General features: G+C 29.1%; 28 protein-coding genes and 3 tRNA genes. 14 read left to right on the top strand and 17 right to left on the bottom strand.

Annotated elements, in window-relative coordinates; all coding sequences use genetic code 11:
- On the top strand, positions 1 to 879 hold an 879-nt coding region (locus ABWO04_RS02070; RefSeq protein WP_353076866.1), incomplete at its 5' end, for an FAD-binding oxidoreductase.
- 9 nt (positions 880 to 888) lie between these two features.
- On the opposite strand, the gene ABWO04_RS02065 is transcribed toward ABWO04_RS02070, so the two are convergent.
- Positions 889 to 1,278, bottom strand: a complete 390-nt coding sequence (locus ABWO04_RS02065; protein ID WP_353076865.1) for a hypothetical protein — start codon at positions 1,276 to 1,278, stop codon at positions 889 to 891.
- Between the two features lie 383 nt (positions 1,279 to 1,661).
- Between ABWO04_RS02065 and ABWO04_RS02060 the strand changes: the two genes are divergently transcribed.
- Together ABWO04_RS02060 and ABWO04_RS02055 are read left to right on the top strand one after the other, a co-directional pair.
- Positions 1,662 to 1,862 (top strand): DUF2007 domain-containing protein, encoded by a 201-nt coding sequence (locus ABWO04_RS02060; protein ID WP_353076864.1) that lies wholly within the window; start codon positions 1,662 to 1,664, stop codon positions 1,860 to 1,862.
- A gap of 86 nt (positions 1,863 to 1,948) precedes the next feature.
- Positions 1,949 to 3,580, top strand: a complete 1,632-nt coding sequence (locus ABWO04_RS02055) for an ABC-F family ATP-binding cassette domain-containing protein (protein ID WP_353076862.1) — start codon at positions 1,949 to 1,951, stop codon at positions 3,578 to 3,580.
- Between the two features lie 41 nt (positions 3,581 to 3,621).
- Here ABWO04_RS02055 and ABWO04_RS02050 read toward each other — a convergent pair whose 3' ends face one another.
- From ABWO04_RS02050 to ABWO04_RS02020, 7 genes are all read right to left on the bottom strand, one after another.
- Positions 3,622 to 4,068 carry a sterol desaturase family protein gene (locus ABWO04_RS02050; RefSeq protein WP_353076861.1) on the bottom strand — a complete coding sequence of 149 codons (447 nt, stop codon included), beginning with the start codon at positions 4,066 to 4,068 and terminating at the stop codon, positions 3,622 to 3,624.
- A gap of 52 nt (positions 4,069 to 4,120) precedes the next feature.
- Positions 4,121 to 4,960, bottom strand: coding sequence for a phytoene/squalene synthase family protein (locus ABWO04_RS02045; RefSeq protein WP_353076860.1), 840 nt, complete (start codon positions 4,958 to 4,960; stop codon positions 4,121 to 4,123).
- 1 nt (position 4,961) lies between these two features.
- Positions 4,962 to 6,422, bottom strand: a complete 1,461-nt coding sequence (crtID, locus tag ABWO04_RS02040) for a bifunctional phytoene desaturase/3,4-desaturase (protein ID WP_353076858.1) — start codon at positions 6,420 to 6,422, stop codon at positions 4,962 to 4,964.
- A gap of 29 nt (positions 6,423 to 6,451) precedes the next feature.
- Positions 6,452 to 7,351 carry a MerR family transcriptional regulator gene (locus ABWO04_RS02035; protein WP_353076856.1) on the bottom strand — a complete coding sequence of 300 codons (900 nt, stop codon included), beginning with the start codon at positions 7,349 to 7,351 and terminating at the stop codon, positions 6,452 to 6,454.
- 92 nt (positions 7,352 to 7,443) lie between these two features.
- Positions 7,444 to 7,525, bottom strand: a tRNA-Leu gene (locus ABWO04_RS02030).
- Between the two features lie 43 nt (positions 7,526 to 7,568).
- Positions 7,569 to 7,641: transfer RNA gene (locus ABWO04_RS02025), tRNA-Lys, on the bottom strand.
- A gap of 43 nt (positions 7,642 to 7,684) precedes the next feature.
- Positions 7,685 to 7,757, bottom strand: a tRNA-Lys gene (locus ABWO04_RS02020).
- Positions 7,758 to 7,959: 202 nt separating this feature from the next.
- Here ABWO04_RS02020 and ABWO04_RS02015 point away from each other — a divergent pair.
- Positions 7,960 to 8,475, top strand: a complete 516-nt coding sequence (locus ABWO04_RS02015; protein ID WP_353076854.1) for a shikimate kinase — start codon at positions 7,960 to 7,962, stop codon at positions 8,473 to 8,475.
- Here ABWO04_RS02015 and ABWO04_RS02010 read toward each other — a convergent pair.
- The 3 genes from ABWO04_RS02010 to ABWO04_RS02000 are packed head-to-tail and all read right to left on the bottom strand — an operon-like array spanning position 8,467 to position 9,909.
- The gene (locus ABWO04_RS02010) at positions 8,467 to 8,961 is read right to left on the bottom strand and encodes a phosphoribosyltransferase family protein (protein WP_353076852.1); all 495 of its coding nucleotides are present in this window, start codon (positions 8,959 to 8,961) and stop codon (positions 8,467 to 8,469) included. The two genes, ABWO04_RS02015 and ABWO04_RS02010, sit on opposite strands and share 9 nt — an antisense overlap.
- A 3-nt stretch (positions 8,962 to 8,964) precedes the next feature.
- The gene (locus ABWO04_RS02005) at positions 8,965 to 9,546 is read right to left on the bottom strand and encodes a class I SAM-dependent methyltransferase (protein ID WP_353076850.1); all 582 of its coding nucleotides are present in this window, start codon (positions 9,544 to 9,546) and stop codon (positions 8,965 to 8,967) included.
- Positions 9,547 to 9,909 (bottom strand): RNA-binding S4 domain-containing protein, encoded by a 363-nt coding sequence (locus ABWO04_RS02000; RefSeq protein WP_353076849.1) that lies wholly within the window; start codon positions 9,907 to 9,909, stop codon positions 9,547 to 9,549.
- Between the two features lie 87 nt (positions 9,910 to 9,996).
- Between ABWO04_RS02000 and ABWO04_RS01995 the strand changes: the two genes are divergently transcribed.
- The 4 genes from ABWO04_RS01995 (at position 9,997) to ABWO04_RS01980 (ending at position 13,991) form a co-directional block, all read left to right on the top strand.
- Positions 9,997 to 10,935, top strand: a complete 939-nt coding sequence (locus ABWO04_RS01995; RefSeq protein WP_353076847.1) for an FKBP-type peptidyl-prolyl cis-trans isomerase — start codon at positions 9,997 to 9,999, stop codon at positions 10,933 to 10,935.
- Between the two features lie 78 nt (positions 10,936 to 11,013).
- Positions 11,014 to 11,829 carry a 2,3,4,5-tetrahydropyridine-2,6-dicarboxylate N-succinyltransferase gene (locus ABWO04_RS01990; RefSeq protein ID WP_353076845.1) on the top strand — a complete coding sequence of 272 codons (816 nt, stop codon included), beginning with the start codon at positions 11,014 to 11,016 and terminating at the stop codon, positions 11,827 to 11,829.
- On the top strand, positions 11,829 to 12,869 hold the full coding sequence (locus tag ABWO04_RS01985) for a glycosyltransferase family 9 protein (RefSeq protein WP_353076843.1): 1,041 nt from the start codon (positions 11,829 to 11,831) through the stop codon (positions 12,867 to 12,869). The genes ABWO04_RS01990 and ABWO04_RS01985 overlap by 1 nt, the downstream gene beginning before the upstream one ends.
- Complete coding sequence (locus ABWO04_RS01980; protein WP_353076841.1) at positions 12,870 to 13,991, top strand: glycosyltransferase family 4 protein; 1,122 nt, start codon at positions 12,870 to 12,872, stop codon at positions 13,989 to 13,991.
- Here ABWO04_RS01980 and ABWO04_RS01975 read toward each other — a convergent pair.
- Genes ABWO04_RS01975 through ABWO04_RS01950 form a run of 6 tightly spaced genes read right to left on the bottom strand, consistent with a single transcriptional unit; the run spans position 13,957 to position 19,119 of the window.
- Positions 13,957 to 14,709, bottom strand: a complete 753-nt coding sequence (locus ABWO04_RS01975) for a glycosyltransferase family 2 protein (protein WP_353076839.1) — start codon at positions 14,707 to 14,709, stop codon at positions 13,957 to 13,959. The two genes, ABWO04_RS01980 and ABWO04_RS01975, sit on opposite strands and share 35 nt — an antisense overlap.
- Positions 14,699 to 15,529 carry a glycosyltransferase family 2 protein gene (locus tag ABWO04_RS01970; RefSeq protein WP_353076837.1) on the bottom strand — a complete coding sequence of 277 codons (831 nt, stop codon included), beginning with the start codon at positions 15,527 to 15,529 and terminating at the stop codon, positions 14,699 to 14,701. Before ABWO04_RS01970 ends, ABWO04_RS01975 begins: the two co-directional genes overlap by 11 nt.
- Positions 15,530 to 15,535: 6 nt before the next feature.
- Complete coding sequence (locus tag ABWO04_RS01965) at positions 15,536 to 16,318, bottom strand: polysaccharide deacetylase family protein (RefSeq protein ID WP_353076836.1); 783 nt, start codon at positions 16,316 to 16,318, stop codon at positions 15,536 to 15,538.
- Positions 16,315 to 17,250 carry a glycosyltransferase family 2 protein gene (locus tag ABWO04_RS01960; protein WP_353076834.1) on the bottom strand — a complete coding sequence of 312 codons (936 nt, stop codon included), beginning with the start codon at positions 17,248 to 17,250 and terminating at the stop codon, positions 16,315 to 16,317. Before ABWO04_RS01960 ends, ABWO04_RS01965 begins: the two co-directional genes overlap by 4 nt.
- Positions 17,243 to 18,403: a glycosyltransferase family 87 protein gene (locus ABWO04_RS01955; protein WP_353076833.1), complete on the bottom strand. Its 1,161-nt coding sequence runs from the start codon at positions 18,401 to 18,403 to the stop codon at positions 17,243 to 17,245. The genes ABWO04_RS01960 and ABWO04_RS01955 overlap by 8 nt, the downstream gene beginning before the upstream one ends.
- A complete protein-coding gene (locus ABWO04_RS01950; protein WP_353076831.1) occupies positions 18,400 to 19,119 on the bottom strand; it encodes a lipopolysaccharide kinase InaA family protein in 720 nt (239 codons plus the stop codon). The genes ABWO04_RS01955 and ABWO04_RS01950 overlap by 4 nt, the downstream gene beginning before the upstream one ends.
- A 75-nt stretch (positions 19,120 to 19,194) precedes the next feature.
- Here ABWO04_RS01950 and ABWO04_RS01945 point away from each other — a divergent pair, with 75 nt between their 5' ends.
- The 6 genes from ABWO04_RS01945 (at position 19,195) to ABWO04_RS01920 (ending at position 24,469) form a co-directional block, all read left to right on the top strand.
- Positions 19,195 to 20,154: a WaaS/CpsH family glycosyltransferase gene (locus ABWO04_RS01945; protein ID WP_353076829.1), complete on the top strand. Its 960-nt coding sequence runs from the start codon at positions 19,195 to 19,197 to the stop codon at positions 20,152 to 20,154.
- A gap of 74 nt (positions 20,155 to 20,228) precedes the next feature.
- Complete coding sequence (locus ABWO04_RS01940; protein ID WP_353076828.1) at positions 20,229 to 21,191, top strand: glycosyltransferase; 963 nt, start codon at positions 20,229 to 20,231, stop codon at positions 21,189 to 21,191.
- Positions 21,192 to 21,222: 31 nt separating this feature from the next.
- Positions 21,223 to 21,981, top strand: a complete 759-nt coding sequence (locus ABWO04_RS01935; protein WP_353076826.1) for an FkbM family methyltransferase — start codon at positions 21,223 to 21,225, stop codon at positions 21,979 to 21,981.
- Positions 21,981 to 22,550 (top strand): L-threonylcarbamoyladenylate synthase, encoded by a 570-nt coding sequence (locus ABWO04_RS01930; RefSeq protein ID WP_353076824.1) that lies wholly within the window; start codon positions 21,981 to 21,983, stop codon positions 22,548 to 22,550. The genes ABWO04_RS01935 and ABWO04_RS01930 overlap by 1 nt, the downstream gene beginning before the upstream one ends.
- A 72-nt stretch (positions 22,551 to 22,622) precedes the next feature.
- Positions 22,623 to 24,044, top strand: a complete 1,422-nt coding sequence (locus tag ABWO04_RS01925; RefSeq protein WP_353076823.1) for a CCA tRNA nucleotidyltransferase — start codon at positions 22,623 to 22,625, stop codon at positions 24,042 to 24,044.
- 65 nt (positions 24,045 to 24,109) lie between these two features.
- Entirely contained in the window at positions 24,110 to 24,469 is a 360-nt protein-coding gene (locus ABWO04_RS01920; RefSeq protein WP_353076821.1) for a four helix bundle protein, read from the top strand.
- Positions 24,470 to 24,477 lie beyond the last annotated feature (8 nt).

Here is a 24,477-nt window from a genome sequence, read left to right as displayed (position 1 = left end):
GCTATTATTTGGACAGGTGCCAATACATTAAAAAATTCAACAGGTTATAACCTTACCCAATTGATGGTGGGAAGCGAAGGTACTTTAGGAATTGTAACCAAAATTGTTTTAAAACTAATTCCTAAAAACACACATAATGTATTGCTTTTGGTTCCATTTTATAAGGCTGAACAAGCTTGTGAAGCGGTTTCTGCTATATTCAGAGCCGGTATAATACCGAGTGCATTAGAATTTATGGAGCGTGATGCCATAGATTGGTCGGTTACCTATTTAGATGGTATTTCTGTTGATGTAAAAACAGAACATAAAGCCCATTTATTAATTGAAGTAGATGGAAATTACCCTGAAATTTTAATGCAAGAAGCAGAAAAAATATTGGAAGTGGTAGAGCAATTTGAAATCGATGAAGTGTTATTCGCAGATACAGAAGATCAGAAAAACGCCCTTTGGAAAATGCGAAGAGGTGTGGCTGAAGCCGTAAAGGCAAATTCTATTTATAAAGAAGAGGATACGGTTGTGCCAAGATTTGAACTGCCAAAATTATTGAAAGGAATTAAAGAAATTGGTTCAAAATACGGATTTCAATCGGTGTGTTACGGACACGCAGGTGATGGAAATTTACACGTGAATATAATTAAAGGCACAATGACTGATAGCAATTGGAAAACTGAAGTTCCGAAAGGTATAAGAGAAATTTTTGAGTTAACAGTCTCGCTAAAAGGCACTTTGTCTGGAGAACACGGTATCGGATTGGTTCAAAAAAACTATATGGATATTGCTTTTAACAAAGGTCATTTAGAACTTATGGAAAGAATAAAAGCTGTTTTTGACCCAAATAATATATTAAATCCTGGGAAAATTTTCCCTGACGAGTTGTAAAAAAAGCAGTTATTTCTTTAAGTATTCCAACAAAACAGGATCTGCGTTTTTAAACGTATTGTCCATTTCAGTAATGGTGGCAATTCGTTTTTTGTTTAATTTTATTAGAATATCTTTTTCAGTTGTAAATAAAATTACAGTTAAAAACGGATTGTTTAGGTATTGATTTAAAAGCATCACTACATCTTCAATTGGTTTTATTTCTACAATTTCTTCCGATAAATATCTGAGCGTTACATTAAATTTTAATGTATCATTATCTACAATCGTACGGAAATAAATATTTGTTAATTCGGTTTTACCAATCGTTTTTCCTAAGGTTAACTTTGCGAAAGTCCCATTAGATAAACTGGTTTTTAGGTGTTCGTATATAAAATTTATTTGTTCAGAATAGCTCATTCAATTTTTTTGTAAAAGTACTAAAAGTTACGAATAAAAAAATCCTCAATTATTACTAATTCAGGACTTGTTTTTTTAATCTCTTTTAGGATTGTTTTTTTTATCGCGTTTTTCTTCTTTTTTTTCTTTAGCGGTTTTTAAAGGTTCTTTTTTTTGACCTTTTTTTGCGTCTTGACTTTTAGCCATAATTTTTGAATTTTCTAATTACTTCGCATTATTCGTTTTGTAAATATAACTTCTTTTATTGAAGTTCAACCTATCTAAATCGGGTTTTACCAATTATTAATCATAAAATGTAATGCAATAATTTATTAATCTTTCAATTTTGGCTAAAATTATTCAAATAGACTATATTTGCACCTCAAAAATCCAAACATATAAATATGGGACTTATTAAAATTTTTTCTGGAAAAGAAACAATTGCACAAAAATTACAAACAGTAATAGAATCGGGTAATGTATTTGTAACCCAACGAGAAAACAAACAAAATTCCGGAACAAATAAAATAATTGAATTGTTTATTGAAGAAGATGATTTTATGAAAGTGAGAGACGCAATAGAAGATTTTAAAATGAATATGTAATTTTAGTGATTAGTAAATAGTGAAAAGTTTTATATAATTTACAAATCCTTAAACCCATTACCCAGAACCTTTTACCTTAAAATAAAATGATTACAGTTAATGATATCGCCGTTGAATTTGGCGGAACCACTCTTTTTAGCGAAGTAACTTTTGCCATTAATGAAAATGATAAAATTGCCCTTATGGGTAAAAATGGCGCAGGAAAATCAACTCTTTTGAAAATAGTTGCAGGCGAAAGTAAAGCCACACGTGGAAGTATTTCTGCTCCAAGTGATGCGGTAATTGCTTATTTGCCTCAGCATTTATTAACTTCAGACAATTGTACGGTAATGGAAGAAGCTTCTAAAGCTTTTGCGGAAGTGCTAAATATGAAAAAAGAAATTGACGATATTAATGAGCAATTAACAGTTAGAACGGATTATGAAAGTGATGCGTATATGAAATTAATTGAACGCGTTTCTGAGCTTTCTGAAAAATTTTATGCCATTGAAGAAGTAAATTATGAGGCAGAGGTAGAGAAAGTATTAAAAGGTTTAGGTTTTGAAAGAGAAGATTTTACTCGATTAACGAAAGAATTTTCTGGAGGTTGGAGAATGCGAATTGAATTGGCGAAAATTTTATTAAAAAAACCAGATTTAATTTTGTTGGATGAGCCAACCAATCATATGGATATTGAAAGTATTCAGTGGTTGGAAGATTTTTTAATTAATTCTGCAAAAGCAGTAATGGTAATTTCCCACGATAAAACATTTGTAGACAATATTACTAATCGTACTATTGAAGTTACGATGGGTCGAATTTACGATTACAAAGCCGTATATTCTGAATATTTAGAATTAAGAAAAGACAGAAGAATTCACCAACAAAAAGCATTTGATGAACAACAAAAATTCATCGCAGATAATCAAGCATTTATAGATCGTTTTCGAGGTACATTTTCTAAAACTGACGCGGTACAATCTCGTGTTAGAATGTTAGAAAAAATTGTACCAATTGAAGTGGATGAGGTCGATACTTCGGCATTGAAGTTGAAATTTCCACCATCGCCTCGTTCTGGACAATATCCAGTGGTAGTAGAAGGATTATCCAAAAAATACGGCGACCACGTTGTATTTAAAGATGCTAATATGGTTATTGAAAGAGGGCAGAAAGTAGCTTTTGTTGGAAAAAATGGAGAAGGAAAATCTACAATGATTAAAGCCATAATGAAAGAAATTGAGTTTGAAGGCAAATTAGAAGTAGGACATAATTCACAGATTGGTTATTTTGCACAAAATCAGGCTTCTTTATTGGATGGAGAAATGACAATTTTTGAAACAATAGACCAAATTGCAGTAGGCGATGTTCGTACGAAAATTAAAGATTTATTAGGTGCTTTTATGTTTAAAGGTGACGATATTCAAAAGAAAGTAAAAGTGCTTTCTGGAGGAGAAAAAACACGTTTGGCAATGATAAAATTATTATTAGAACCTGTGAATGTCTTAATTCTGGATGAACCAACCAATCATTTAGATATGAAAACCAAAGACATTATTAAAGATGCTTTACGCGATTTTGACGGAACATTAATTTTAGTATCACACGACCGTGACTTTTTAGATGGTTTGGCAACAAAAGTGTTCGAATTTGGAAACAAACGCGTTAAAGAACATTTTGAAGATATCAAAGGATTCTTAGCTTACAAAAAAATGGAAAGCTTACAAGAAATTGAAAAATAGATATAGAATATACATAAAAAAAGCTCCAACAGGAGCTTTTTTTATGCGTTTTTGTAATGTTTAAACGGAAATAATAACATTCCAAAACATTCGCCTTGATGTTTTCCAATATGTTTATGATGCATTTTGTGTGCACGTCGTAAAGCACGAGCATATTTGTTATTTGCGTTTCTAAATAATTTAAAACGTTGGTGAATAAATATATCGTGTACTAAGAAATAGGTTAATCCATAAGCAAAAATCCCAAGTCCAATTGCCAATCCGATTGCTAAAATTCCATTTTGCCACAAAAAGAAAAAGGTCATACTTACCACAGCATAAAATATAAAGAACGCATCATTTCTTTCAAACCACGAATCGTGGTCTTTTTTATGATGGTCGGCATGTAAACTCCAAAGGAATCCGTGCATTATAAATTTATGTGTAAACCACGCCATAAATTCCATCATAAAAAATGTTATAAGAAACACTACTATATACAACCACATAATTTTTTAATTTAAAGTTTTAATGTTAAAAATGTATTTAATTTTTTACTGATTAAAGTAAATTCAATCTATATTTTACATAACAACGCGCTAAAAGTTCGGCTTTTTCATAATCAGGAACTCTAATCCGTGTGTTTTTTATTTCTGTTGAAGGTGTCGTTTTCAATCTTTTCAATAATCGTTTGTAATATCTGTACGCGGTGTATACGCCAAATTTAGCTTCAATAGGCAAACGTAAAATTCCTTCGTATGCCATTTTAAAATCAGCTTCAATATCTTCAATAATTTCTTTTTTTGAAGTTTCTGTTAGCTTATTTAAGTCGGTATTTGGAAAATAAGTACGATTTAAACCTTCAAAATCAGCTTTTAAATCTCTCAAGAAATTTACTTTCTGAAAAGCAGAACCTAATTTCATAGCAGATGCTTTTAGTTCTTCGTATTTTTTCTCATCGCCATTTACAAAAACCATTAAGCACATTAAACCCACAACATCCGCACTTCCGTATATGTATTCGTGATATTCTTCAGTGGTTTTGTATTCTTGTTTTACTAAATCAAGCTTCATGCTTTTCATAAACGCATCTATCAAATCTTGACTAATATTGTGCTTATTGACAGTATGTTGGAACGAGTTTAAAATTGGATTTAAACTAATTTTATTACGAATTGCGTCTTCTAATTCTATTTCAAATTTTTCAAATAATTCCTCTTTGTTGTAATCATGAAAACTATCTACAATTTCATCAGCAAAACGAACAAATCCATAGATATTATAAATATCTTGTCTAATTGATGGCGCAAGCATTTTCACTGCAGAAGAAAAAGAAGTACTGTACGCTTTGGTGACTTTAACGCTACATGCGAAAGAAACGGTATCAAATAATGCCTTCATATTATTGGTATTTTTTTATTAATTGTGAAACTAACTTTCCTGATATTAATGCAGGAGGAACGCCAGGTCCAGGAACAGTTAATTGTCCCGTAAAATATAAATTTTTAACTTTTTTACTTTTTAATTTCGGACGTAAAACAGCGGTTTGTAATAATGTATTAGCCATCCCGTAAGCATTTCCTTTATAGGAGTTATACTCTGATTTAAAGTCGTTTACACAAAAAGATTTTTTAAAGATAATGTTTTTTCTAACACTTTGTTTCGTAATAAGTTCAAATCGACTTATTATTTTTTCAAAATATTCTTCTCTTAAAGCTTCCGTATCTTCTAAATCCGGTGCAATTGGAATTAAAAAAAAGCCATTTTCACAACCTTCTGGAGCGGTTTGTTTGTTTGTTATAGAAGTAAAATTTGCATAAAATAAGGGTTCTGATGGCCATTCTGGATTGTCGTAAATTTCAACTGCATGTTTCTCAAAATCCGAATCAAAAAATAAATTATGATGACATACATTTTCTAATTTTTTATCAAAACCTACATAAAATAATAGCGAAGAAGGTGCAAAAGTTTTTTTATCCCAATACGCTTCAGAATATTGTCTGTTATTTATTGGTAATAACGTTTCGGTATGATGATAGTCAGCTCCTGAAAGTACTACATCTGCATTCAAAATTTCATTATTTATTTCAATCCCACAAGCTCGATTGTTTTCTACAATTATCTTAGTTATGTTTGAATTTGTTTTATAAGTAACACCTAATTCTTTTCCTAATTGAACCATAGCTTGGACTACATCGAAAAAACCATTTTTTGGTTGCCACGTTCCTAAACCAAAATCCGCATAATTCATAAAACTATAAAATGATGGTGTGTCTGATGGTTTTGCACCTAAAAACAATACAGGAAATTCTAAAATTTGCTGTAAATTTTTATTTTTTATTTTTTTACGAACATCTCTTTTGATGTTTGAAAAAAATTGGTCGATTTTAAGTGCGGTTTGAGGTGTAACTAATTCAAAAATACTTTCGCCAGGTCTATATACTAAATCTTTAATGGCTATTTCGTAATTTTTTTTAGCGTTGTCTATAAATTCACTTAATTTTTTACCACTTCCTTTTTCTATTTTTTCAAAATCGGAAATAATAGTATTTAAATCATCCGAAACATCAAAATGCGTGTTGTCTTCAAAAAACACTCTATATCCTGGAGATAATTTTTCTAAACTATAGTAATCAGATGGTTTTTTATTAAAATCTGCAAAAAAACTTTCAAATACATCGGGCATCCAATACCAGGAAGGTCCCATATCAAAAGTAAAACCATCAGCAGAAAATTGTTGGGCACGCCCACCTAAATTTGTGTTTTTTTCAAATACTGTTACCAAATTTCCTTCTTTTGCTAAATAACAAGCTGCAGCTAATGATGAAAATCCAGATCCTATAATATGTATTGTTTGTGGCATATATGTGTAGTTAGTATTTTAATGTAATATTATAGTGTATACAAGAAATCTTTTAAGTTTTCTATAGATCTAATGTTTTCAGGTAGTTTAGTATTGTCTAAAGTTTGAGCTTTTCTTCCAAAAATTAACAACTCATTAGAATTGTTTTTTAGTATCGTATTCTTAAAAGTTTGAATATAATTTTCTATTTCGCTTTCATTTGGCTCTACAGTTAAATAGGTGATATAGGTTATTTTTTTGAAATGATTGTTTAATTCCAATAAATTTTCAATAGGTAAACTTCTTCCTAAATAAACTGAATGATGTCCTTTTGTAACGATTTCGTGATGAAGAAACAAAAGACCTAAATCATGAATTTCATTAAAAGGTAAGTATAAAATATACGTTTGATCCGATACGCTATTTTGTTTTATTTGATATTTCTCAATTTCAATTAATATTTTTTGCTTAATTAAATGAGAAATAAAATGTTCATGGGCTGGTGTTATTGTATTTGTTGTCCATAAAACGCCTATTTCCTCTAAAAGAGGTATAAATGTTTCGAAAAATACGGTACTAAAACTTTTTTCACTAAGTAAATCATTGTACGTTTTAACAAAAAGCGGCTGGTCGAAATTTAACATCGCCATTTTAAAATTGCTTAAAACATGATTATTTACTGTTTTTTGAGTTTGAATTTTAACTACAAACTTTTCAATTTCTGTTTGATTTAGTTTTGAGATTTTAGAAATTTTATATCCAAAATTAGTTAACAAAACTACATTTAAAAGCTTTTGTAGGTTTTTTAAATCATACAATCTGATATTAGTATCCGTGCGCATAGGCTCAAGTAAATTGTACCTTTTTTCCCAAATACGAATAGTATGCGCTTTAATACCTGAAAGGTTTTCCAAGTCTTTAATACTGAATGTAGATTTTATGTTGTTCATTTTTTACCTAAAAAGTTTAAACAAAAATACATAAAAAATAGAAACAATTGCAATAAAAAGAAAAAAAATCTTGCAAAAGCAAGATTTTAAAGTGACCAAAATGGGATTCGAACCCATACGCCTTGCAGCACCACCCCCTCAAGATGGCGAGTCTACCAATTCCTCCACATGGCCTTAAATAAAAAAAGAAGCTAAGCTGATGCTTAACTTCTTTTTGTGACCCCGCTGGGATTCGAACCCAGGACCCCTACATTAAAAGTGTAATGCTCTACCAGCTGAGCTACAGAGTCGTAGCAATGAAGTTATAATTTTGTATATTTTGAAATATTTTTGTGACCCCGCTGGGATTCGAACCCAGGACCCCTACATTAAAAGTGTAATGCTCTACCAGCTGAGCTACAGAGTCTAAAAAACTATTTCTTCATTGCGGGTGCAAATATATGATGATTTATTTATTTCACAATAGCTTTTATATAATAATTTAATATTTTTTTGTATTTTATTTATAACCCCTTAATTAAGAAGAGTTTGTTGCCTTTTTGGTTAATTTAATAATTAAAAATTCATTAAATTATTATACTTTTATACCGTAAAATTTCAAATTAAATATGAAAATAATTCTAATTGGCTATATGGCTTCGGGAAAAACTACTATTGGAAAAATACTTTCAGAGTCGTTGCAATTGCCATTTTATGATTTAGATTTTATCATTGAACAAGAATTAAAAACAACAATTAATGAAATTTTTGAACAAAAAGGGGAGCTTTTCTTTAGAAAAAAAGAAAGAGAAGTTTTGGAAGCATTTTTAAATAATAAAGATAATTATGTTTTAGCTTTAGGTGGTGGTACACCTTGTTATTATGATAATTTTAATTTATATCAGAACGACAATATTAAAAGTTTTTATTTGAAAACATCTGTTACCACTATAATTGAACGTTTGAAAACAAAAAAAAATACGCGACCAATAATAGCAAATTTAACTGAAGAAGAATTAACAGAATTTGTAGCAAAACATTTATTTGAGCGCAATTATTTTTACAACCAAGTTCAAACAATTATTACTGTTGACAATAAAAATGAAGAGGAAATTGTTTCAGAGATTGTATCTAAATTAGCATAAATACACATAAGAATTTTGATCTTCAAAAACTACTTGTACGTGTTCCTGTAAAGAAGTTGATAACGATAATCCTTTAAAATCAGCTTTTACAGGATATTTTTTATGATTTCTGTCAATTAAAACTGCTGTTTTAAATTTATTTAAAGGAACGTTTAAGAAATGTTTAATGGCGTAAATTAAGGTCGCACCAGAATTTAATACATCATCTACTAAAACTAAGTTTTTATTAGCATACGCTTCTTCTGATAATGATGTTGTTATTGTGTCAGAAGGATTTTGCTTGTTGATATTTACTTCACAAATAGTAATTTTAATATCACTTATAGATTCTAATTGTTTAGCAATTTTTTGGGCAAATACAAAACCACTATTTGAAATTCCTGCAATAACCAATTCAGAATCGTTAGCAAATGTTTCGTATACTTGATACGCAATACGTTTTGTTTTATGTTCAATTTCTTTGTGAGATAAAATAATGTGTTGCATGGTTTATTTTTTTTCAAATGTAAAAAACAATTCTTTATTTGTACGAGGTTTTATAGAATTATATGCAAGTTCTAATGTTTTAATCAAAAACATATTCGAAAATAAATTCACATATTCCTCTACACTTCCCCCAAAAGGCGGACCTTCTTCGGTTAATGGAAAATTAAATAATAATCCAGAAATTTTTCCACTTTCGGATAATAAATTATGCATTTTAGCAACATAATTCGGTCTTAAATTTGGCTGTAAGGCACAAAAGAAGGTTTGTTCTAATATTAAATCATACCTGCCATCATGATTAAAAAAATCATCGTGAATTAAATGTTTTTCTAATGATTTATTCCTTTTTATAATAGTGTCTAATGGATGTTTTGCATAATCTATTACGAAGACATTTTGAAATCCCTTTTCAATTAAATAATCTAATTCATATGCATTTCCAGCTCCTGGAATTAAAATTCGAGTATTTTTATCTTTTAATTGGTCAATATATGCTTTTAACGGAGTAGAAACATCTCCAACATCCCAATTTGTAGTTGCTGATTCGTATCTTTCTTCCCAATATTCTTTATTTAACAACATCATTTATTCGGTATAATCGTCAATATCTCTTCGGTCTTTTTTTGTTGGTCTTCCTTCACCTTTAGCTCTATAATGCTCTTTCGAAAGTTTTATGAGTTCTAAATGTTCGAATGATTCTGGTGGCGTTTCGTCTTTTCTGTATAAATCTACAATTTTCGCTGCAACTCTACTAGGCGGAATGTCTATAACTTTAATGATGTAGTTTATTTGGTCTCTCCTAAGCGTAATTTTGTCTAAAGGAAATACATCTCTTGATGCCTTTGCTTTTACATTATTTACTGAAACATGTCCTTTTTTTATGGCTTCAGCCGCTAAGCCTCTTGTTTTAAAGTATCTGATGCACCATAAATATTTATCAATTCGCATAAAATTCAAAAATGAATGTTAATATTTGTACAAAAATAAATGAAAATCGTATCTTGCGACCACTTTTTTAAATTAAATTTTTACAAAATGAAATTATCTTTAAGATTATTACTTTTATTACCTTTTATATTTGTTATGGTAGGATGTCCTGCAGATGATGAAACCACGCCAATACAATCAAGACCATATTTAGAGGTTTATAATGAAGATATTGCTGAAATTGAAGATTTTATGGAATCTCATTTCATTACTGTTGATGCTAGCTATAACGTTTCTTTCACTAAAATTACAGCTACTACACCTGGAACACCAATTTTTGATGCTTTAGATACTTCTGCAAGTCAAAACAATCCAGCAAAACCTTTAAAATTCAAAACTATTTCAAAAGAAGGCGTAGATCATAAATTATATTATTTAAAACTTAATGAAGGAATGGGCTCCAATCCTACAAGATTAGATTCTGTTTTTACTTCATATAAAGGATATAAAACAGATTTGTCTAGTTTTGATGCTGCTTCAAGTCCTACTTGGTTTCAATTACAAGAGGTAATTCAAGGTTGGCAAGAAGTTTTCCCAGAATTTAAATCTTCTAATGGACAAACTATAAATCCTGATGGAACAATTACTTATAACAATTTTGGAGCTGGTGTAATGTTTGTGCCATCAGGTTTAGCTTATTTTAGCGGAACTGGCGGAGGTGCAATTGGCTCGTACACACCTATTATCTTTTCATTTAAATTAATGAATGTACGATATAAAGATCATGATGGTGATAAAATTTTATCGAAAGATGAATATGGTGGACCCGCATCAGGCACTCCACTAGATACTGATGGAGATGGAAAACCTGATTATGCTGATTTTGATGATGATAATGATGGAAAACTTACTAAAAACGAACTTTTTGATGTTCTTCCAGCAATTCAAAAGATAAATGGATATTACAATTTTAATGATATTCCTGATTGTAATGGAAACCGCCCAGCAATTACAAAAAGAAAACACTTAAGTAATTCTTGTCAATAAAATTTAAATCCTGCTAAAAGCAGGATTTTTTTATTTGTATTACTAATTTGAAACTTTATCTTTGTTAAAAATAATGTTATGACAAATTTACAATCAATTATAGAAAACGCATGGGATAACCGTGAGTTATTACAAGAAGAAACTACACAAAACGCCATAAGAGAAGTTGTAGAACTTTTAGATACTGGTTCACTTCGTGTGGCAGAGCCAGTAGATTCAGGTTGGCAAGTAAACGAATGGGTTAAAAAAGCAGTAGTTATGTATTTTCCCATCCAAAAAATGGAAACATTGGAAGCGGGTATATTTGAATATCACGATAAAATTCCGTTAAAGCGAAATTATGCTGAGCGAGGAATTCGTGTTGTGCCAAATGCAGTAGCTCGCCATGGGGCATATATTTCATCAGGTGTAATTTTAATGCCATCTTATGTAAATATTGGTGCTTACGTTGATGAAGGAACTATGGTAGATACTTGGGCAACAGTTGGAAGCTGCGCACAAATTGGAAAGCATGTACATTTGAGTGGAGGAGTAGGTATAGGTGGCGTTTTAGAGCCTTTACAAGCAGCACCTGTAATTATTGAAGATGGTGCATTTATTGGTTCTCGTTGTATCGTAGTTGAAGGCGTTCGTGTGGAAAAAGAAGCTGTATTAGGAGCAAACGTTTGTTTAACTGCTTCCACTAAAATTATCGATGTTACAGGTTCTGAACCAATTGAATACAAAGGAGTTGTACCTGCAAGATCTGTAGTAATTCCTGGTACGTATACTAAGAAATTTCCTGCTGGGGATTTTCAAGTGCCTTGCGCTTTAATTATTGGACAAAGAAAGGCTTCGACAGATTTAAAAACCTCTTTAAACGATGCTTTGCGCGAATATAATGTAGCGGTATAATGAAAATTTTAGTAATTCAGAAAAAAAGAATTGGAGATGTACTTACAAGTACTATAATTCTGGAAGCACTTAAAGAGCGTTTTCCAAATGCTGAATTACATTATTTAATTTATGAAAACAGTTACGCCGTTGTAAAAAACAATAAATTCATAGATAAAATAGTTGTTCTTGATGAAAAATCAAGAAAAGGAAAATTGGCTTTTCTTGCTTTTTTATTTAAAATACGAAAAGAAAAATACGACATAGTTATTGATGCTTATGGTAAACCAAATAGTGTGATATTAGCTTGGTTTTCTGGTGCGAAAAAAACAATCTCATTTGAAAAAAGTTATTCAAAATTACTTCTATCTGATGTTGTTAACAGAAATGTTAATACAGAATCAAACGCATCCAAAGCCATCGAACACAGAATGGCACTACTAAAACCATTAGGAATTGATTTTAATTTAATCGCTCCAAAAATATTTTTATCTGAAGAGGAAATCAGTATTGGTAAACAAAAACTAATAGATGCTAAAATTGATATTTCCAAAAATATACTAATGATTAGCGCTTTGGGTAGTCAGGATATTAAAAATTATCCGTTGCAATATATGGCTGAAGTTTTAGATTATATTGTAGCACAAAAAGAAGTGCAAATTTTGTTTAATTACCTTCCGTGGCAACAAAATCAAGCAATTGAAATTTTTAATTTATGTAATGAAACTACGAAAAAAAATATTTTTATTGATTTTTTTCAAGATGATTTACGGGAATTCTTAGCGATTTTATTTCATTGCAAAGCATTAATTGGTAATGAAGGTGGCGCTGCAAATATGGCTAAAGCGCTACAAATACCTACTTTTAGCATCTATTCTCCTGGAATTATTAAAACAGATTGGAATGTATTTGAAAATACTACCACAAATATTTCTGTACATTATGATGATTATGCAGATGAATTGCCTAACGAGGGCGATTTATTTGAAAAATACAGTAAATTTAAACCCAATTACTTTTACGATAAGTTACATGATTTTTTAAATTTTAATTGTAAGTAAATGAATTTCGGATTTGAAGCAAAACGAGTTTTTCATAATAAAACTGGATTGGGTAATTATAGTCGAGATTTAGTTAGGATTTTAAGCAATTATTTTCCAGAGAATAACTATTTTTTGTACAATCCTAAAAAGAATAAAAAAACGCTTTTTGTGTCAAATAACACGAATGTATTCGAAAGAAATCCGATTTCAAAATTCAATCAAAAATTTAAAAATTATTGGCGCCAAAATGCGGTAGTTAAAGATTTAGTTAAAGATGAAATTGTTTTATATCATGGGCTTTCAGGTGAATTGCCTTCAGGTTTATCTAAAAAAGGTATAAAATCTATTGTTACCATTCACGATTTAATTTTTGTTAGATATCCTAAATTGTATTCTTATTTTGATAGAAAAATTCATTTTTATAAGTTTAAAAAAGCAGCCGTTAATGCCGATTTAATTATCGCAATTAGTGAACAAACCAAAAAAGATATTATTACGTATTTAAATATTGATGCGAGTAAAATAGTTGTTGTTTATCAAGGTTGCCAAGAGGTTTTTAAGCAAGATTATTCAGAAATAGAAAAGCAACTTGTTTCCAAAAAATATAATTTACCTCAAAAATTTGTATTAAATGTTGGTACAATTGAAGAGCGAAAAAATGCCTTAACTATTGTAAAAGCTATTAAAAACTTAGATGTTGATTTGGTTTTGATTGGAAAGCAAACAGATTATGCAGATAAAATTTACCAATACATTATTGAAAATAAATTAGAAAAAAGAGTTCATTTTTTGAAAGGATTATCAGGTACTGACTTAGCAATTGTTTATCAATTGGCCTCTGTTTTTGTGTATCCATCTGTATTTGAAGGTTTTGGAATCCCTATAATTGAAGCATTGTTTTCTAAAACTCCTGTAATAACAACAAAAGGAGGAGTTTTTCCTGAAGCAGCTGGACCTAATTCGTTATTCATTGAACCATTTGATGTGCAAGATTTATCTGATAAAATAGCACTTGTTTTACAAGATTCGTCACTTGCTTCAAAAATGAAAGAGGAGGGATGGCAATTTGTACAACAATTCAATGATGAAGTAATTGCGAAAAATATTATGAATTGTTATCAGAAAGTTCTTTCAACTTAGCATATTTAAGATAATTGCTAAATGCTGCAAACATACTCCAGGTAAAACCTTCATATCCATTTAGAAAATTCCGTTGAAAAATATAATATCTTATAAAATCAAATGGGAATTTGATTATAATTTTAAAAACACTACTTTTTTTCTTTTTTTCGTGAAGCAATTCACCACTTAACAACGCATATTTAATTTGTTTTTGTATGGCAGTGTTTATATCAAATACGGTATAATGAAGCATTTCTTGTTTTAGCTTTCCAATCGCACCTTTTATTTCAATGGTTTCGTGCACTTTATTTGGAGTAAATTTTCCGAAATTTTTATCAAAAAATCTTAAAATTGGTCGTTTATTTTCTGCACCATTTTTAAAAACTTTATTTAAAAAAACATGTGTTCTGGGAATGGTATATGCCTTTACATTTTCTTGATGATTTATGTTGTGTATTTCTGAAATTAATGCATCAGATAACACTTCATCGGCATCTAATGAAAGTACCCAATTATGTGCAGTTTGTTCTAAAGCAAATTGTTTTTGTAAACCAAAATTTTCAAATTTATGCGAAATTACTTTTGCTCCATATGATTCGCATATTGAAACTGTCGCATCTGTACTTCCAGAATCCACAACAATAATTTCATCAAATGTTTTTAATTTTTCTAAACATTTTGCAATTATATGTGCTTCATTATATGTAATAATAAATATTGAAATTTTATGCTTCATTGTTCAAATATTTAGATAAACCATTTTGTATAGCAACCACTTTATGTTGTTTATTGTGTTTTCTTATATTGTTGTTATTCAGCCAATTGTTTTTTGTAGCGTAACTTCTATCATGGTTTAAATGCAAACAGATAGCACTATATCTAATTTGTATACTTCTTACATTATTGTGTAATAAACGTTCACCAATTTCTCTATCTAATCCGCCGTATTTCATGTCTTCATTAAATCCATTAACGGCAAATAAATCTTCTTTAAAACAAGAAGTATTGTGCCCATTAAATGTTTTTTTAGTTGGAGTAATCCAGTTCATAAAATAAGCAAAAAACTTATTTTTAGTAAGTTTTATTAGTTTAAAATTCCATTTTAAACCGTTTTCTAATAGCCAGTTAGTTTTAAAACAGCTTTGATCTTTTATGTCTATTTCAGAAATTGAATTAGAGACAAAATCATTTAATTTAAAATAACCACCAGATAAAAAATTACCTTTTTTTTGATATTTTACATGCGTTGCTACAAAGTCATTTCGTGGAATGCAATCTCCGTCAGAAAATAAAATGTAGTCGCAAGACGCTTTAATTATGGCTTTATTTAAGATTTTTGTTTTTTGAAAACCTTCATCCTTTTGCCAAACGTGAATAATTGGGTTTTTAAATTCGGTTTGAAATTTTTCAATTAAATTTTTTGTTTCAGTTGTAGATCCGTCATCGGCAATTATTAATTCAAAATCTTTAAATGATTGTATAGTGTAACCCCACAAAACTTTTTCTAGCCAAGTTTCAGTATTGTAAGTTGTAAGTATTATAGAAATTGCACTCAAAAAAGATTATTTTAAATTTTTTAGAATTAAAAATTCTTTGAAAGTACCAAATATATATTTTTTTTCTTTCATGGCTTGTATAAAACTACTTAATCTTTCTGTCATGGCATTTCCAGTATTTTTACTCACATACTTAGGAAAATTATAGGCAGTTTTATTATCTAATGGCGTAAATTCCCAAGGATGAAAATATATATTTAAATACCCGTCATTTTTATACGTCCATTTTGCTAAGAATTTATAAATACTCATAGGTAAATTATGAAATGATAGCCAAAATAAAGGAAATCGAACCCAAGGGCTTACAGATGCAGGTATTTGCCAAACATTGTGTAATTTAAAATAAGTTCTTGGTTTATCTAAATGATTATATCTTCCTGGTAAAAATGTTGGATTAATTGATGAATTATATAAATATCCAGCATTTTCGATTTCTCGTTCATCTACAGGATACATTCTGGGCATTCTAAACCCAACAACTTCAGAATTTGAAAGTGCTTCTAAGGCAGCTTTGGATTGTTTTAAATGCGCCACTTCAAAATTACTGTGATAATAAGTGTGAGAAGCCAATTCATGCCCTTCATTAATAATTCGTTTAATTAAATGAGGTACTTTTTCAGCAAATACAACGGTTGAAAAAAACGTAGCTTTAATTTGATGTTTTTGTAAAATATTTAAAATAGTTTCAGTTCCTTTTTCGGAAACGGCAATTTGATTTTCTAATGAAATATCTTTACCATACTCAAAAGGCATGTCGAATTCTTCTATATCAAAACTTAGTAAAATCATTTGTAATTGGTGCTACTAATTAAATAATTTGGTCTTCCTTTAGATTGCATAAATAATTTACCAATATACACGCCTATAATGCCTAATACCACTAAATTTAGTCCGCCAAAAAACACCACTGTTGTTATAACAGATGCCCAACCAGAAATAACATGTCCATAATATATGCTATACAATACATATGCGATATAAAAAATAAATGCCATTACGGATAAACTAATACCTAAAATAATAGCCATAGAAAGAGGTTTTGTACTAAAAGAAGTAATACCTTGAACTGCAAAACGCATCATTTTGCCTACTGTGTATTTACTTTTTCCTGAAAATCTTTCGTTTGGTTCATAATGTATGGCAAATTGCTTATAACCTACCCAATTGATAATACCTCTTATAAATAATTCATTTTCTGTGAAATCTGAAAATACTTGCGCTACTTTTTTGTCTATTAATCTGAAATCTGCTGTTCCAGGTTCAAATTTAATGTCTGAAAGCTTATTCATTAAACCGTAAAATAAATTGGAAGTTTTATTTTTTATGAAACCTAATTTTTTGTCTTCTTCTCTAATAGTGTATACAACTTCAAATCCTTCTTCCCATTTTTGTATAAGTTTTGGAATAATTTTAGGAGGGTGTTGCATATCTCCATCCATAGAAATAATTGCGTCTACGTCATTTTTTACTAAATCTATCCCAGCTTTTAGGGCATTTTGATGTCCGAAATTTCTTGATAATTCTAAATAAAAAATATGCTGATGTTCTTTTGATTTTTCTTTCAAAACAGCAACGGTTTCATCATTTGACCCATCATCTACAAAAATAAATTTAAAATTGTAATTTATATTTACAATGGTTTCGTTTAACGCTTGTATTAAAACATCAATATTAGAGGCTTCATTATATGAAGGGATTACTATGGCTATAGATTTATTCATGAGTAATGGATGAATTTGATTCTTTTTTTAATGTCAGTAATTCGTAAATAATTTGAAACCAAATTAAAATACAAGGCAATGCTTTTAAAGCATAAGGTTTAACATACGTTTCTCTAATAAACTTCGGTATTAAATCTGAAGGTGAAAAACTGGTTAATATCATCGCAAATATAAATAAAAACCAAGTCCATTTTGTTTTTTCTTCCTGAATAACAAACCAAATGGCTACGCCAGCAAATGCAATAATATAGGTTGGACTTTCAGATCCTGAACTAAATATTACGGTAAAAATTAAAACGGATGACAATAATAATAACTGAAATTTTTTGTTCGAAAACATATTAAATCTTAAATAAGGCAATCCAAAAAGTAATAATCCTGGAAGTAAAAACAGCATATTTGAAAGATGCGGCATATTTAATGTTTTTCTAACCATTCCCATAATTGAAATATCTTGCATAGAAGTTAATGCAGCATTTTCATTGTTTTTCTCAACCAATCTGGCAAACCATTCTGAATAACTATTTAGTATAAATTCTGGAGATGAAATTGCCATTGGAAGTACAAAAAACACAATAGACCAAAATATCAATGATGCGATGAATTTTAGTTTTTGTTTAGAAAAAAAGAAAAACGCTAAGCCAACAATGCCATATAATTTTATAAATGTACCCAATACAATTAAACAAGTAGACCAAAAATCTTTCTTTTTTTCGATTAAAACATAAGATAAAATAATAATACTCGTCATTATCGGATTGAATTGTTGTCCCAAAATAGCGGTTAAAAATTCGTGAGCACAAATCCATAAAATTAGGTTGATTTTAGAACTTTCTAAGTTTATTTGACGAATCGCATATACTAAAACTAAAGCATTAAATATGCACCATGAAACCATGCCAATTCCATTTGGTAAAAGTGCAAAAGGTGCAATAAACAAACTGAAAATTGGTCCATAATGGTTGTGGTCAAAGTATAAATCTGGATAAGATACATACAACGATTTTTGTTTTAACGTATGATAAAATACATTTTTAAAAATAAGGTAATTGTTGTTATTGCCTATTATATATTGCTTTATTGCAGAAATTGCAGCTAATAAGATCCAAATACTTAAAATTATTTTTTTATTATTTAAAAGCTTTGCTATCATAATCCCAATCTTTTTTTGAAATTTCTTTTTTTGAGTGCTTTATTAAAAAAAGCGTCTGTGTATTTCCACATTAATTGAAAAACTTCTTCTTTTGGTTTGTTGTATAATTTTGCATATTCATAGCTAATTACCTGAACCATATATTCTGAAGGCGTTAATCGACAAAGATTTTTCATTCTTAAATTGAAATCCATTTCTTTATGAAACGTCATTCGATTTAAATCTACAAGATAAAAATCAAAAGTTCCTGATTCATTTTTTTTAATTAGCGTGTTTCCTGGTGAATGATCTTTGAATTCTATACCTGCTTCGTGTAATTGAAAACAAAAATGTGCCAATTGCTTTAAAATGGTATCGGTTTCAGGGTTCTCAACGCCAAATAAATCTTTAAAAACATAATCTGGACTTATGTGTTCACAAACATAATAACTATCTAAAAGGCGAAACCAGTTTTTGTTTTCAAAATAGCCAATAGGTTTAGGTGTACCAATATTTTTTTGATTTAAAATAGTAGCAAACTCAAATGATCTTTGGGCTTTAGATTTTCTAAAATATCTATAGATTATTCCATTAATTAAAATTGGAATTTTAAAAGATTTAATGTTTAAAACAGTTGTTTTATATAGAAATGTTTTAATAATATTCCTTTTTCCTGCAACTAATAAATCGCCTTCGGTGCCAAAATTTTTAATGATGTTTACTATCGATTTATCCATAGGTTGAGTTTGATTTACAAATGTAATTGAAATCTTTCTAAAAAAACAATATCTTTGTTTTTTAAAAGTGTAAATATGTTGCAAAAAATTGCTGTAATTAGTTTTGATCATTGGAATTATGATGCCCATATTGTTAGCGCTTTACAAAAAAAAGGAATAGATAGTTTTCATATAAAAATTGGAAATTTTAAGTATAAAAGTACTTGGGAACGCATTCAGAACACATTGAGTAAAGTCTTTTTAGGTAAAAACCCAAAACTAAAAAAACGTCAAGAATATATACTTCAACAACTTCAAAAAAGTGGTTTTCAACATCAAATTTTAGTTATTAATCCAGAATTAATTGATTTAGAATATCATTTAGAGATTAAAAAACATACCGAAAAATATATAGCTTATTTGTACGATAGCGTGTCAAGATGCCCTGTTAAACACCTGTTAGATGGTGTTTTCGATGAAATATTTTCCTTTGATAAAACTGATGTTGCAACTTACGGATTTTCAGAAATTACTAACTATATTTATTTTGACACACCTAAAAATGCTTCTCAACTAAAGCAAAACTTTATTTATATAGGTTCAATTGATAATCGATTAGACTATTTAAATCAATTTGCTGAGCATTTAAAAAAACAACATCAATCCTTTTTGTTTTATGCTATTGGGAAAAAAGCATTTGTAAATAAATTAAAACAATTGTTTTTAGGAAAAAATAAGAATTTAATCTTCCAAAAGAAAAGATTTTCTCAGCAAGAAACATTAAAAATGTATGCTGAAAGTGAAACAATTGTTGATTTAGTTCGTGATAATCAAACAGGTTTGAGTTTTCGTATTTTTGAAGCTTTAGGTTTGCAAAAGAATATAGTTACTAATAATAAAACCATAAAAACTTATGATTTTTTTGAATTTGAAAAAATAGAAATATTCTCAAATTCATTTGAAAATCTTACATTTTCAAATTCTAATTATCCAGAAAAAATTATAAGTAAATATCATATTCAAAATTGGATAAAAAATGTTTTCTCTTTACAATAAATAAGTTATTTTTGTAGCTTATTAAAGGTTAGGATTTCGCCAAATAATCGTATTACATTGTTAAATTTATTTAAATGAAAACATCTGTTGCACTTTGCACTTATAATGGCGAAAAATATCTTCGTGAGCAATTAGATTCTATATTGAATCAAACCTTACCTGTTGATGAAATTGTAATTTGTGATGATAATTCAACTGACGGAACTCACCATATTATCAAGCAATATTGTAGTAAATTTCCAAATATTGTAAAGTTTCACCACAATGAAATAAATTTAAGAAGTGTAAAAAACTTTGAAAAAGCAATGTCTTTATGTACTGGCGATATTATTTTTCTTTCCGATCAGGATGATAGTTGGTTACCTGAAAAAGTTGCCGAAATGACAAGCTATTTTAATTTAAATCCAACTATTTCTGTTTTGGCAACAAATGGAAATTGTATGGATGAAAATTCAGAATTAATCGATAAATTTACGGTTTGGGATATACCACAATTATATAATAAATATCAAGTAGATATAGATTATCACATTCTAATTTCTTATTTTTTTAATATTGCTACAGGCGCTACCATGGCAATAAGGAAATCATTTTTATCTGAATGTATGCCATTTCCTATAATTCCAAATTTTCATCATGATGAATGGATGGCTAGAGTATCTAGTTCAAAAAAAAGTTTTTCATTTATAACAAAAAAGTATATCAATTATAGAATTCATGACGCACAACAAGTTGGTGGTGTTATTTATAAATTAGATAATGAGAATAAAAAAGAATTATTAAATTTATTAGATTTACATAATTATGATATTAAATTTTATCAATTTAAAAGAAAAATTAAAAGATTATGTAATGCCTATTATTTAAATCAAAAATTAACAGCCATAGATCACACCAACACGCTTTTTCTTAGTAATCTTAATGAAATTAAACAATTAGTATATAACTATAAAAAAGCTATGAAGAAAAAATATCCTATTATGTCTTTTTTTCTATTATTTTCAGATAAAATATTAAATAAAAGACAAATAAACTAAAACAATAATATAAAACTAAAAACCATACACCATGTTAAGAAAGTTAGCAAAATTAAAAGCACTAAAAAAATATTTTTCACTTAAAGATGCTTTGTCATTATATTTTGGATTAAAAAACAATAATGAAGAAATTAATCTAGCAAGTTTAGGAAGAAAAATATATTTAAGAAAAGACACAAAAGATACCGAAACATTTGAAGAAATATTTTTGTCAAGTTTATATGATATTACGTTGCCAATTGTTCCCAAAACAATTATAGATGCTGGAGCAAACGTTGGTTTGGCCTCATTATTTTTTAGAATGAAGTATCCAAACGCAAATATTGTTGCAATTGAAATTGAAGAGCAAAATATAGCAGCAATTAAAAAAAACACGGCAAATTTTACAAATTTTGAAATTAAGCACAATGCCTTATTTAATAAAAAAGCATATTTTAAAATTATTGATCCTTATAACGCAACAAATAGTTTTCAAATAGTTGAAACAACCAATCCGGAAGAAGCGAATAGTACTTCTGTAACTTTAGATGAAATTTTAACTACAAATAATTGGGAAACTATTGATGTGTTAAAAATTGATATTGAAGGTGCTGAAAAAGATTTATTTGAAAAAAATTACGAGAATTGGCTACCAAAAACCAAAATAATTATGGTTGAAACACATGATAGAATGATACCTAAATGTTCATATACTGTGATGAAAACTATTAATGATTTTAATTTTATTTTATATACCACAACAGAAGGAACATTAATTTATTATAATTTAGATTTTATTAAAATCCCATAATGGAATTAATCAACATCGAAATTCACAATGCCTACGAAGTCATAAAAAATGGCGGAATTATTTTGTATCCAACAGATACTGTTTGGGGAATTGGTTGTGATGCTACTAACGAAGAGGCTGTAGCTAAAATTTATGCTTTAAAACAAAGGGAAGAAACTAAAAGCATGATTGTTTTAATAAATGGTGAACGAATGATGTATAACGTTTTTAAAGAAATTCCTGAAGTGGCTTGGCAAATTTTAGATTTATCGGAAAAACCAACAACTTTAATACTAGATAATCCAAGAAATGTTGCTAAAAACATCATTGCAGAAGACAATACTTTAGGAGTTCGAATTGTTACCGATCCGTTTTGCTTCAAATTAATGGAACGGATGAAAAAACCGTTGGTTTCAACCTCAGCAAATATTTCTGGTATGTTTACTCCAAAAACTTTTAAAGAAATTTCTCCAGAAATTATAAAAGGTGTAGACTATGTAGTAAATTTGCACCACGATAAAGTTTGCAAAAAACCTTCAGCCATAATCAAATTAACTTTAGACAGTCAGGTAAAGGTGATTAGACGATAAAATTTGTTTCAGGTTTCAAGTTTAAAGTTGTATCCAAAGTAACCTGAAACCTGAAACTTGAAACAAAAATTAATGAATTACAAACAACATTTAGAAAATAAAATATTCAAAATCATATCGCAAGCCGCTCAAGAACTTAACTTGGAATGCTATGTGATTGGTGGTTTTGTTCGTGATATTTTATTGAATAGAAATCATAAAAAAGACATCGATATTGTTGCTGTTGGTAGCGGTATAGAATTAGCTTTAAAAGTTTCAGAATTACTTCCAAACCAACCTAAAGTTCAAGTTTTTAAAAACTACGGAACAGCTATGTTACGTTACAAAGAAATGGATATTGAGTTTGTAGGTGCAAGAAAAGAATCGTATACACACGATAGCAGAAATCCTTTAGTAGAAAATGGAACTTTAAAAGACGACCAAGAACGTCGTGATTTTACCATTAATGCGATGGCTTTTTCTTTAAATTCTGATAATTTTGGTGATTTAGTAGATCCATTTAATGGTGTTACCGATTTAGAAAACAAACTATTAAAAACGCCTTTGGATCCGGATATTACCTATTCTGATGATCCATTGCGAATGATGCGCGCTATTCGTTTTGCTACCCAATTGAATTTTGAAATTGAAACCGAATCCTTAGAAGCGATTTCTAATAATAAAGATAGAATTAATATTATTTCAGGAGAGCGAATTGTAGATGAATTAAATAAAATTTTAGCTTCTGAAAAACCATCTATCGGATTTTTACATTTGTTTCAAACCGGTTTATTAGATATTATTTTACCTGAATTGACCGCTTTAAATAATGTCGAAGAAGTAGAAGGACATACCCATAAAAATAATTTTTACCACACGTTAGAAGTAGTAGATAATATCTGCCCAAATACGGATGATGTATGGTTACGCTGGGCTGCATTATTACACGATATTGGAAAAGCTCCCACTAAAAAATTCAACAAAAAACAAGGATGGACATTTCACGGACATGAGTTTTTAGGCGGAAAAATGGTCAAAAAAATATTTGAACGTTTGCATATGCCGTTGAATCAGAAAATGAAGTTTGTTCAAAAAATGGTGATGATGAGTTCGCGACCAATTGTAATAGCTGAAGAAATTGTTACCGATTCAGCTGTTCGTCGTTTAGTTTTTGATGCTGGTGAAGATGTTGATAGTTTAATGACATTATGTAAAGCCGATATCACTACAAAAAACCCAAAGAAATTTCAGAAATATCATAAAAACTTCGACATTGTTAAACAGAAAATTGTAGAAGTGGAAGAAAAAGACCGAGTTCGGGTTTTTCAGCCACCTATTTCTGGAGAAGAAATTATGGAACTATTTGGATTAAAACCAGGTCGTGAAATTGGTGTATTAAAAGAAGCCGTAAAAGAAGCTATTTTAGAAGGTGAAATTCCAAATGAATACGAACCTGCTAAAGAATTTGTTTTAAAACGTGCTGAAAAAATGGGATTAGTTAGAGTTGCAAAGTAGCAGAGTTTCAGAGTAGCAAAGTTAAAAATAGTGATTAATTGATGATTTTAAATATTTAGATTAAAGTGAAGACATTTAGAGATTTACTTATTTGGCAGAAAGCCATGACTTTAGTTACAAACTGTTATGCTGTTTCAGCTGGTTTTCCTAAGGAGGAACAATTTGGTCTTACTTCGCAAATAAGAAGATGTGCCATTTCAATTCCAAGTAATATTTCGGAAGGTTTTGGAAGAGGAACAAATAAAGATTATTATAGATTTTTAACTATTTCTTTAGGTTCACTTTTCGAATTTCAAACACAAGTTGAAATTGCATATAACTTGAACTATATTACTTTAGAAAATTTCAATACACTTTACGAAGATAGTAGAGAACTTGAACGAATGTTAACTTCTTTTATGAACAAAATAAAACAAACCCTGTAACTTTTCAA

This window comes from Flavobacterium sp. (assembly GCF_040382755.1).
Classification (GTDB): Bacteria; Bacteroidota; Bacteroidia; order Flavobacteriales; family Flavobacteriaceae; genus Flavobacterium.
The sequence above is the reverse complement of the archived record's forward strand: the minus strand, read 5'-3'. Positions and strand labels throughout refer to the sequence as shown.

Bases quoted from the DNA above. Each gene is read 5' to 3' on its own strand.
- ABWO04_RS02000 (WP_353076849.1), bottom strand. From the start codon at position 9,909: ATGCGAATTGATAAATATTTATGGTGCATCAGATACTTTAAAACAAGA.
- ABWO04_RS02005 (WP_353076850.1), bottom strand. From the start codon at position 9,546: ATGATGTTGTTAAATAAAGAATATTGGGAAGAAAGATACGAATCAGCA.
- ABWO04_RS02015 (WP_353076854.1), top strand. From the start codon at position 7,960: ATGAAAATAATTCTAATTGGCTATATGGCTTCGGGAAAAACTACTATT.
- crtID (WP_353076858.1), bottom strand. From the start codon at position 6,422: ATGCCACAAACAATACATATTATAGGATCTGGATTTTCATCATTAGCT.
- ABWO04_RS02045 (WP_353076860.1), bottom strand. From the start codon at position 4,960: ATGAAGGCATTATTTGATACCGTTTCTTTCGCATGTAGCGTTAAAGTC.
- ABWO04_RS01950 (WP_353076831.1), bottom strand. From the start codon at position 19,119: ATGGATAAATCGATAGTAAACATCATTAAAAATTTTGGCACCGAAGGC.
- ABWO04_RS01960 (WP_353076834.1), bottom strand. From the start codon at position 17,250: ATGAATAAATCTATAGCCATAGTAATCCCTTCATATAATGAAGCCTCT.
- ABWO04_RS01945 (WP_353076829.1), top strand. From the start codon at position 19,195: ATGTTGCAAAAAATTGCTGTAATTAGTTTTGATCATTGGAATTATGAT.
- ABWO04_RS02065 (WP_353076865.1), bottom strand. From the start codon at position 1,278: ATGAGCTATTCTGAACAAATAAATTTTATATACGAACACCTAAAAACC.
- ABWO04_RS01980 (WP_353076841.1), top strand. From the start codon at position 12,870: ATGAATTTCGGATTTGAAGCAAAACGAGTTTTTCATAATAAAACTGGA.
- ABWO04_RS01955 (WP_353076833.1), bottom strand. From the start codon at position 18,403: ATGATAGCAAAGCTTTTAAATAATAAAAAAATAATTTTAAGTATTTGG.
- ABWO04_RS02060 (WP_353076864.1), top strand. From the start codon at position 1,662: ATGGGACTTATTAAAATTTTTTCTGGAAAAGAAACAATTGCACAAAAA.
- ABWO04_RS01935 (WP_353076826.1), top strand. From the start codon at position 21,223: ATGTTAAGAAAGTTAGCAAAATTAAAAGCACTAAAAAAATATTTTTCA.
- ABWO04_RS02010 (WP_353076852.1), bottom strand. From the start codon at position 8,961: ATGCAACACATTATTTTATCTCACAAAGAAATTGAACATAAAACAAAA.
- ABWO04_RS01965 (WP_353076836.1), bottom strand. From the start codon at position 16,318: ATGATTTTACTAAGTTTTGATATAGAAGAATTCGACATGCCTTTTGAG.
- ABWO04_RS01985 (WP_353076843.1), top strand. From the start codon at position 11,829: ATGAAAATTTTAGTAATTCAGAAAAAAAGAATTGGAGATGTACTTACA.
- ABWO04_RS01990 (WP_353076845.1), top strand. From the start codon at position 11,014: ATGACAAATTTACAATCAATTATAGAAAACGCATGGGATAACCGTGAG.
- ABWO04_RS02035 (WP_353076856.1), bottom strand. From the start codon at position 7,351: ATGAACAACATAAAATCTACATTCAGTATTAAAGACTTGGAAAACCTT.
- ABWO04_RS01930 (WP_353076824.1), top strand. From the start codon at position 21,981: ATGGAATTAATCAACATCGAAATTCACAATGCCTACGAAGTCATAAAA.
- ABWO04_RS01995 (WP_353076847.1), top strand. From the start codon at position 9,997: ATGAAATTATCTTTAAGATTATTACTTTTATTACCTTTTATATTTGTT.
- ABWO04_RS01975 (WP_353076839.1), bottom strand. From the start codon at position 14,709: ATGAAGCATAAAATTTCAATATTTATTATTACATATAATGAAGCACAT.
- ABWO04_RS01925 (WP_353076823.1), top strand. From the start codon at position 22,623: ATGAATTACAAACAACATTTAGAAAATAAAATATTCAAAATCATATCG.
- ABWO04_RS02050 (WP_353076861.1), bottom strand. From the start codon at position 4,068: ATGTGGTTGTATATAGTAGTGTTTCTTATAACATTTTTTATGATGGAA.
- ABWO04_RS02055 (WP_353076862.1), top strand. From the start codon at position 1,949: ATGATTACAGTTAATGATATCGCCGTTGAATTTGGCGGAACCACTCTT.
- ABWO04_RS01940 (WP_353076828.1), top strand. From the start codon at position 20,229: ATGAAAACATCTGTTGCACTTTGCACTTATAATGGCGAAAAATATCTT.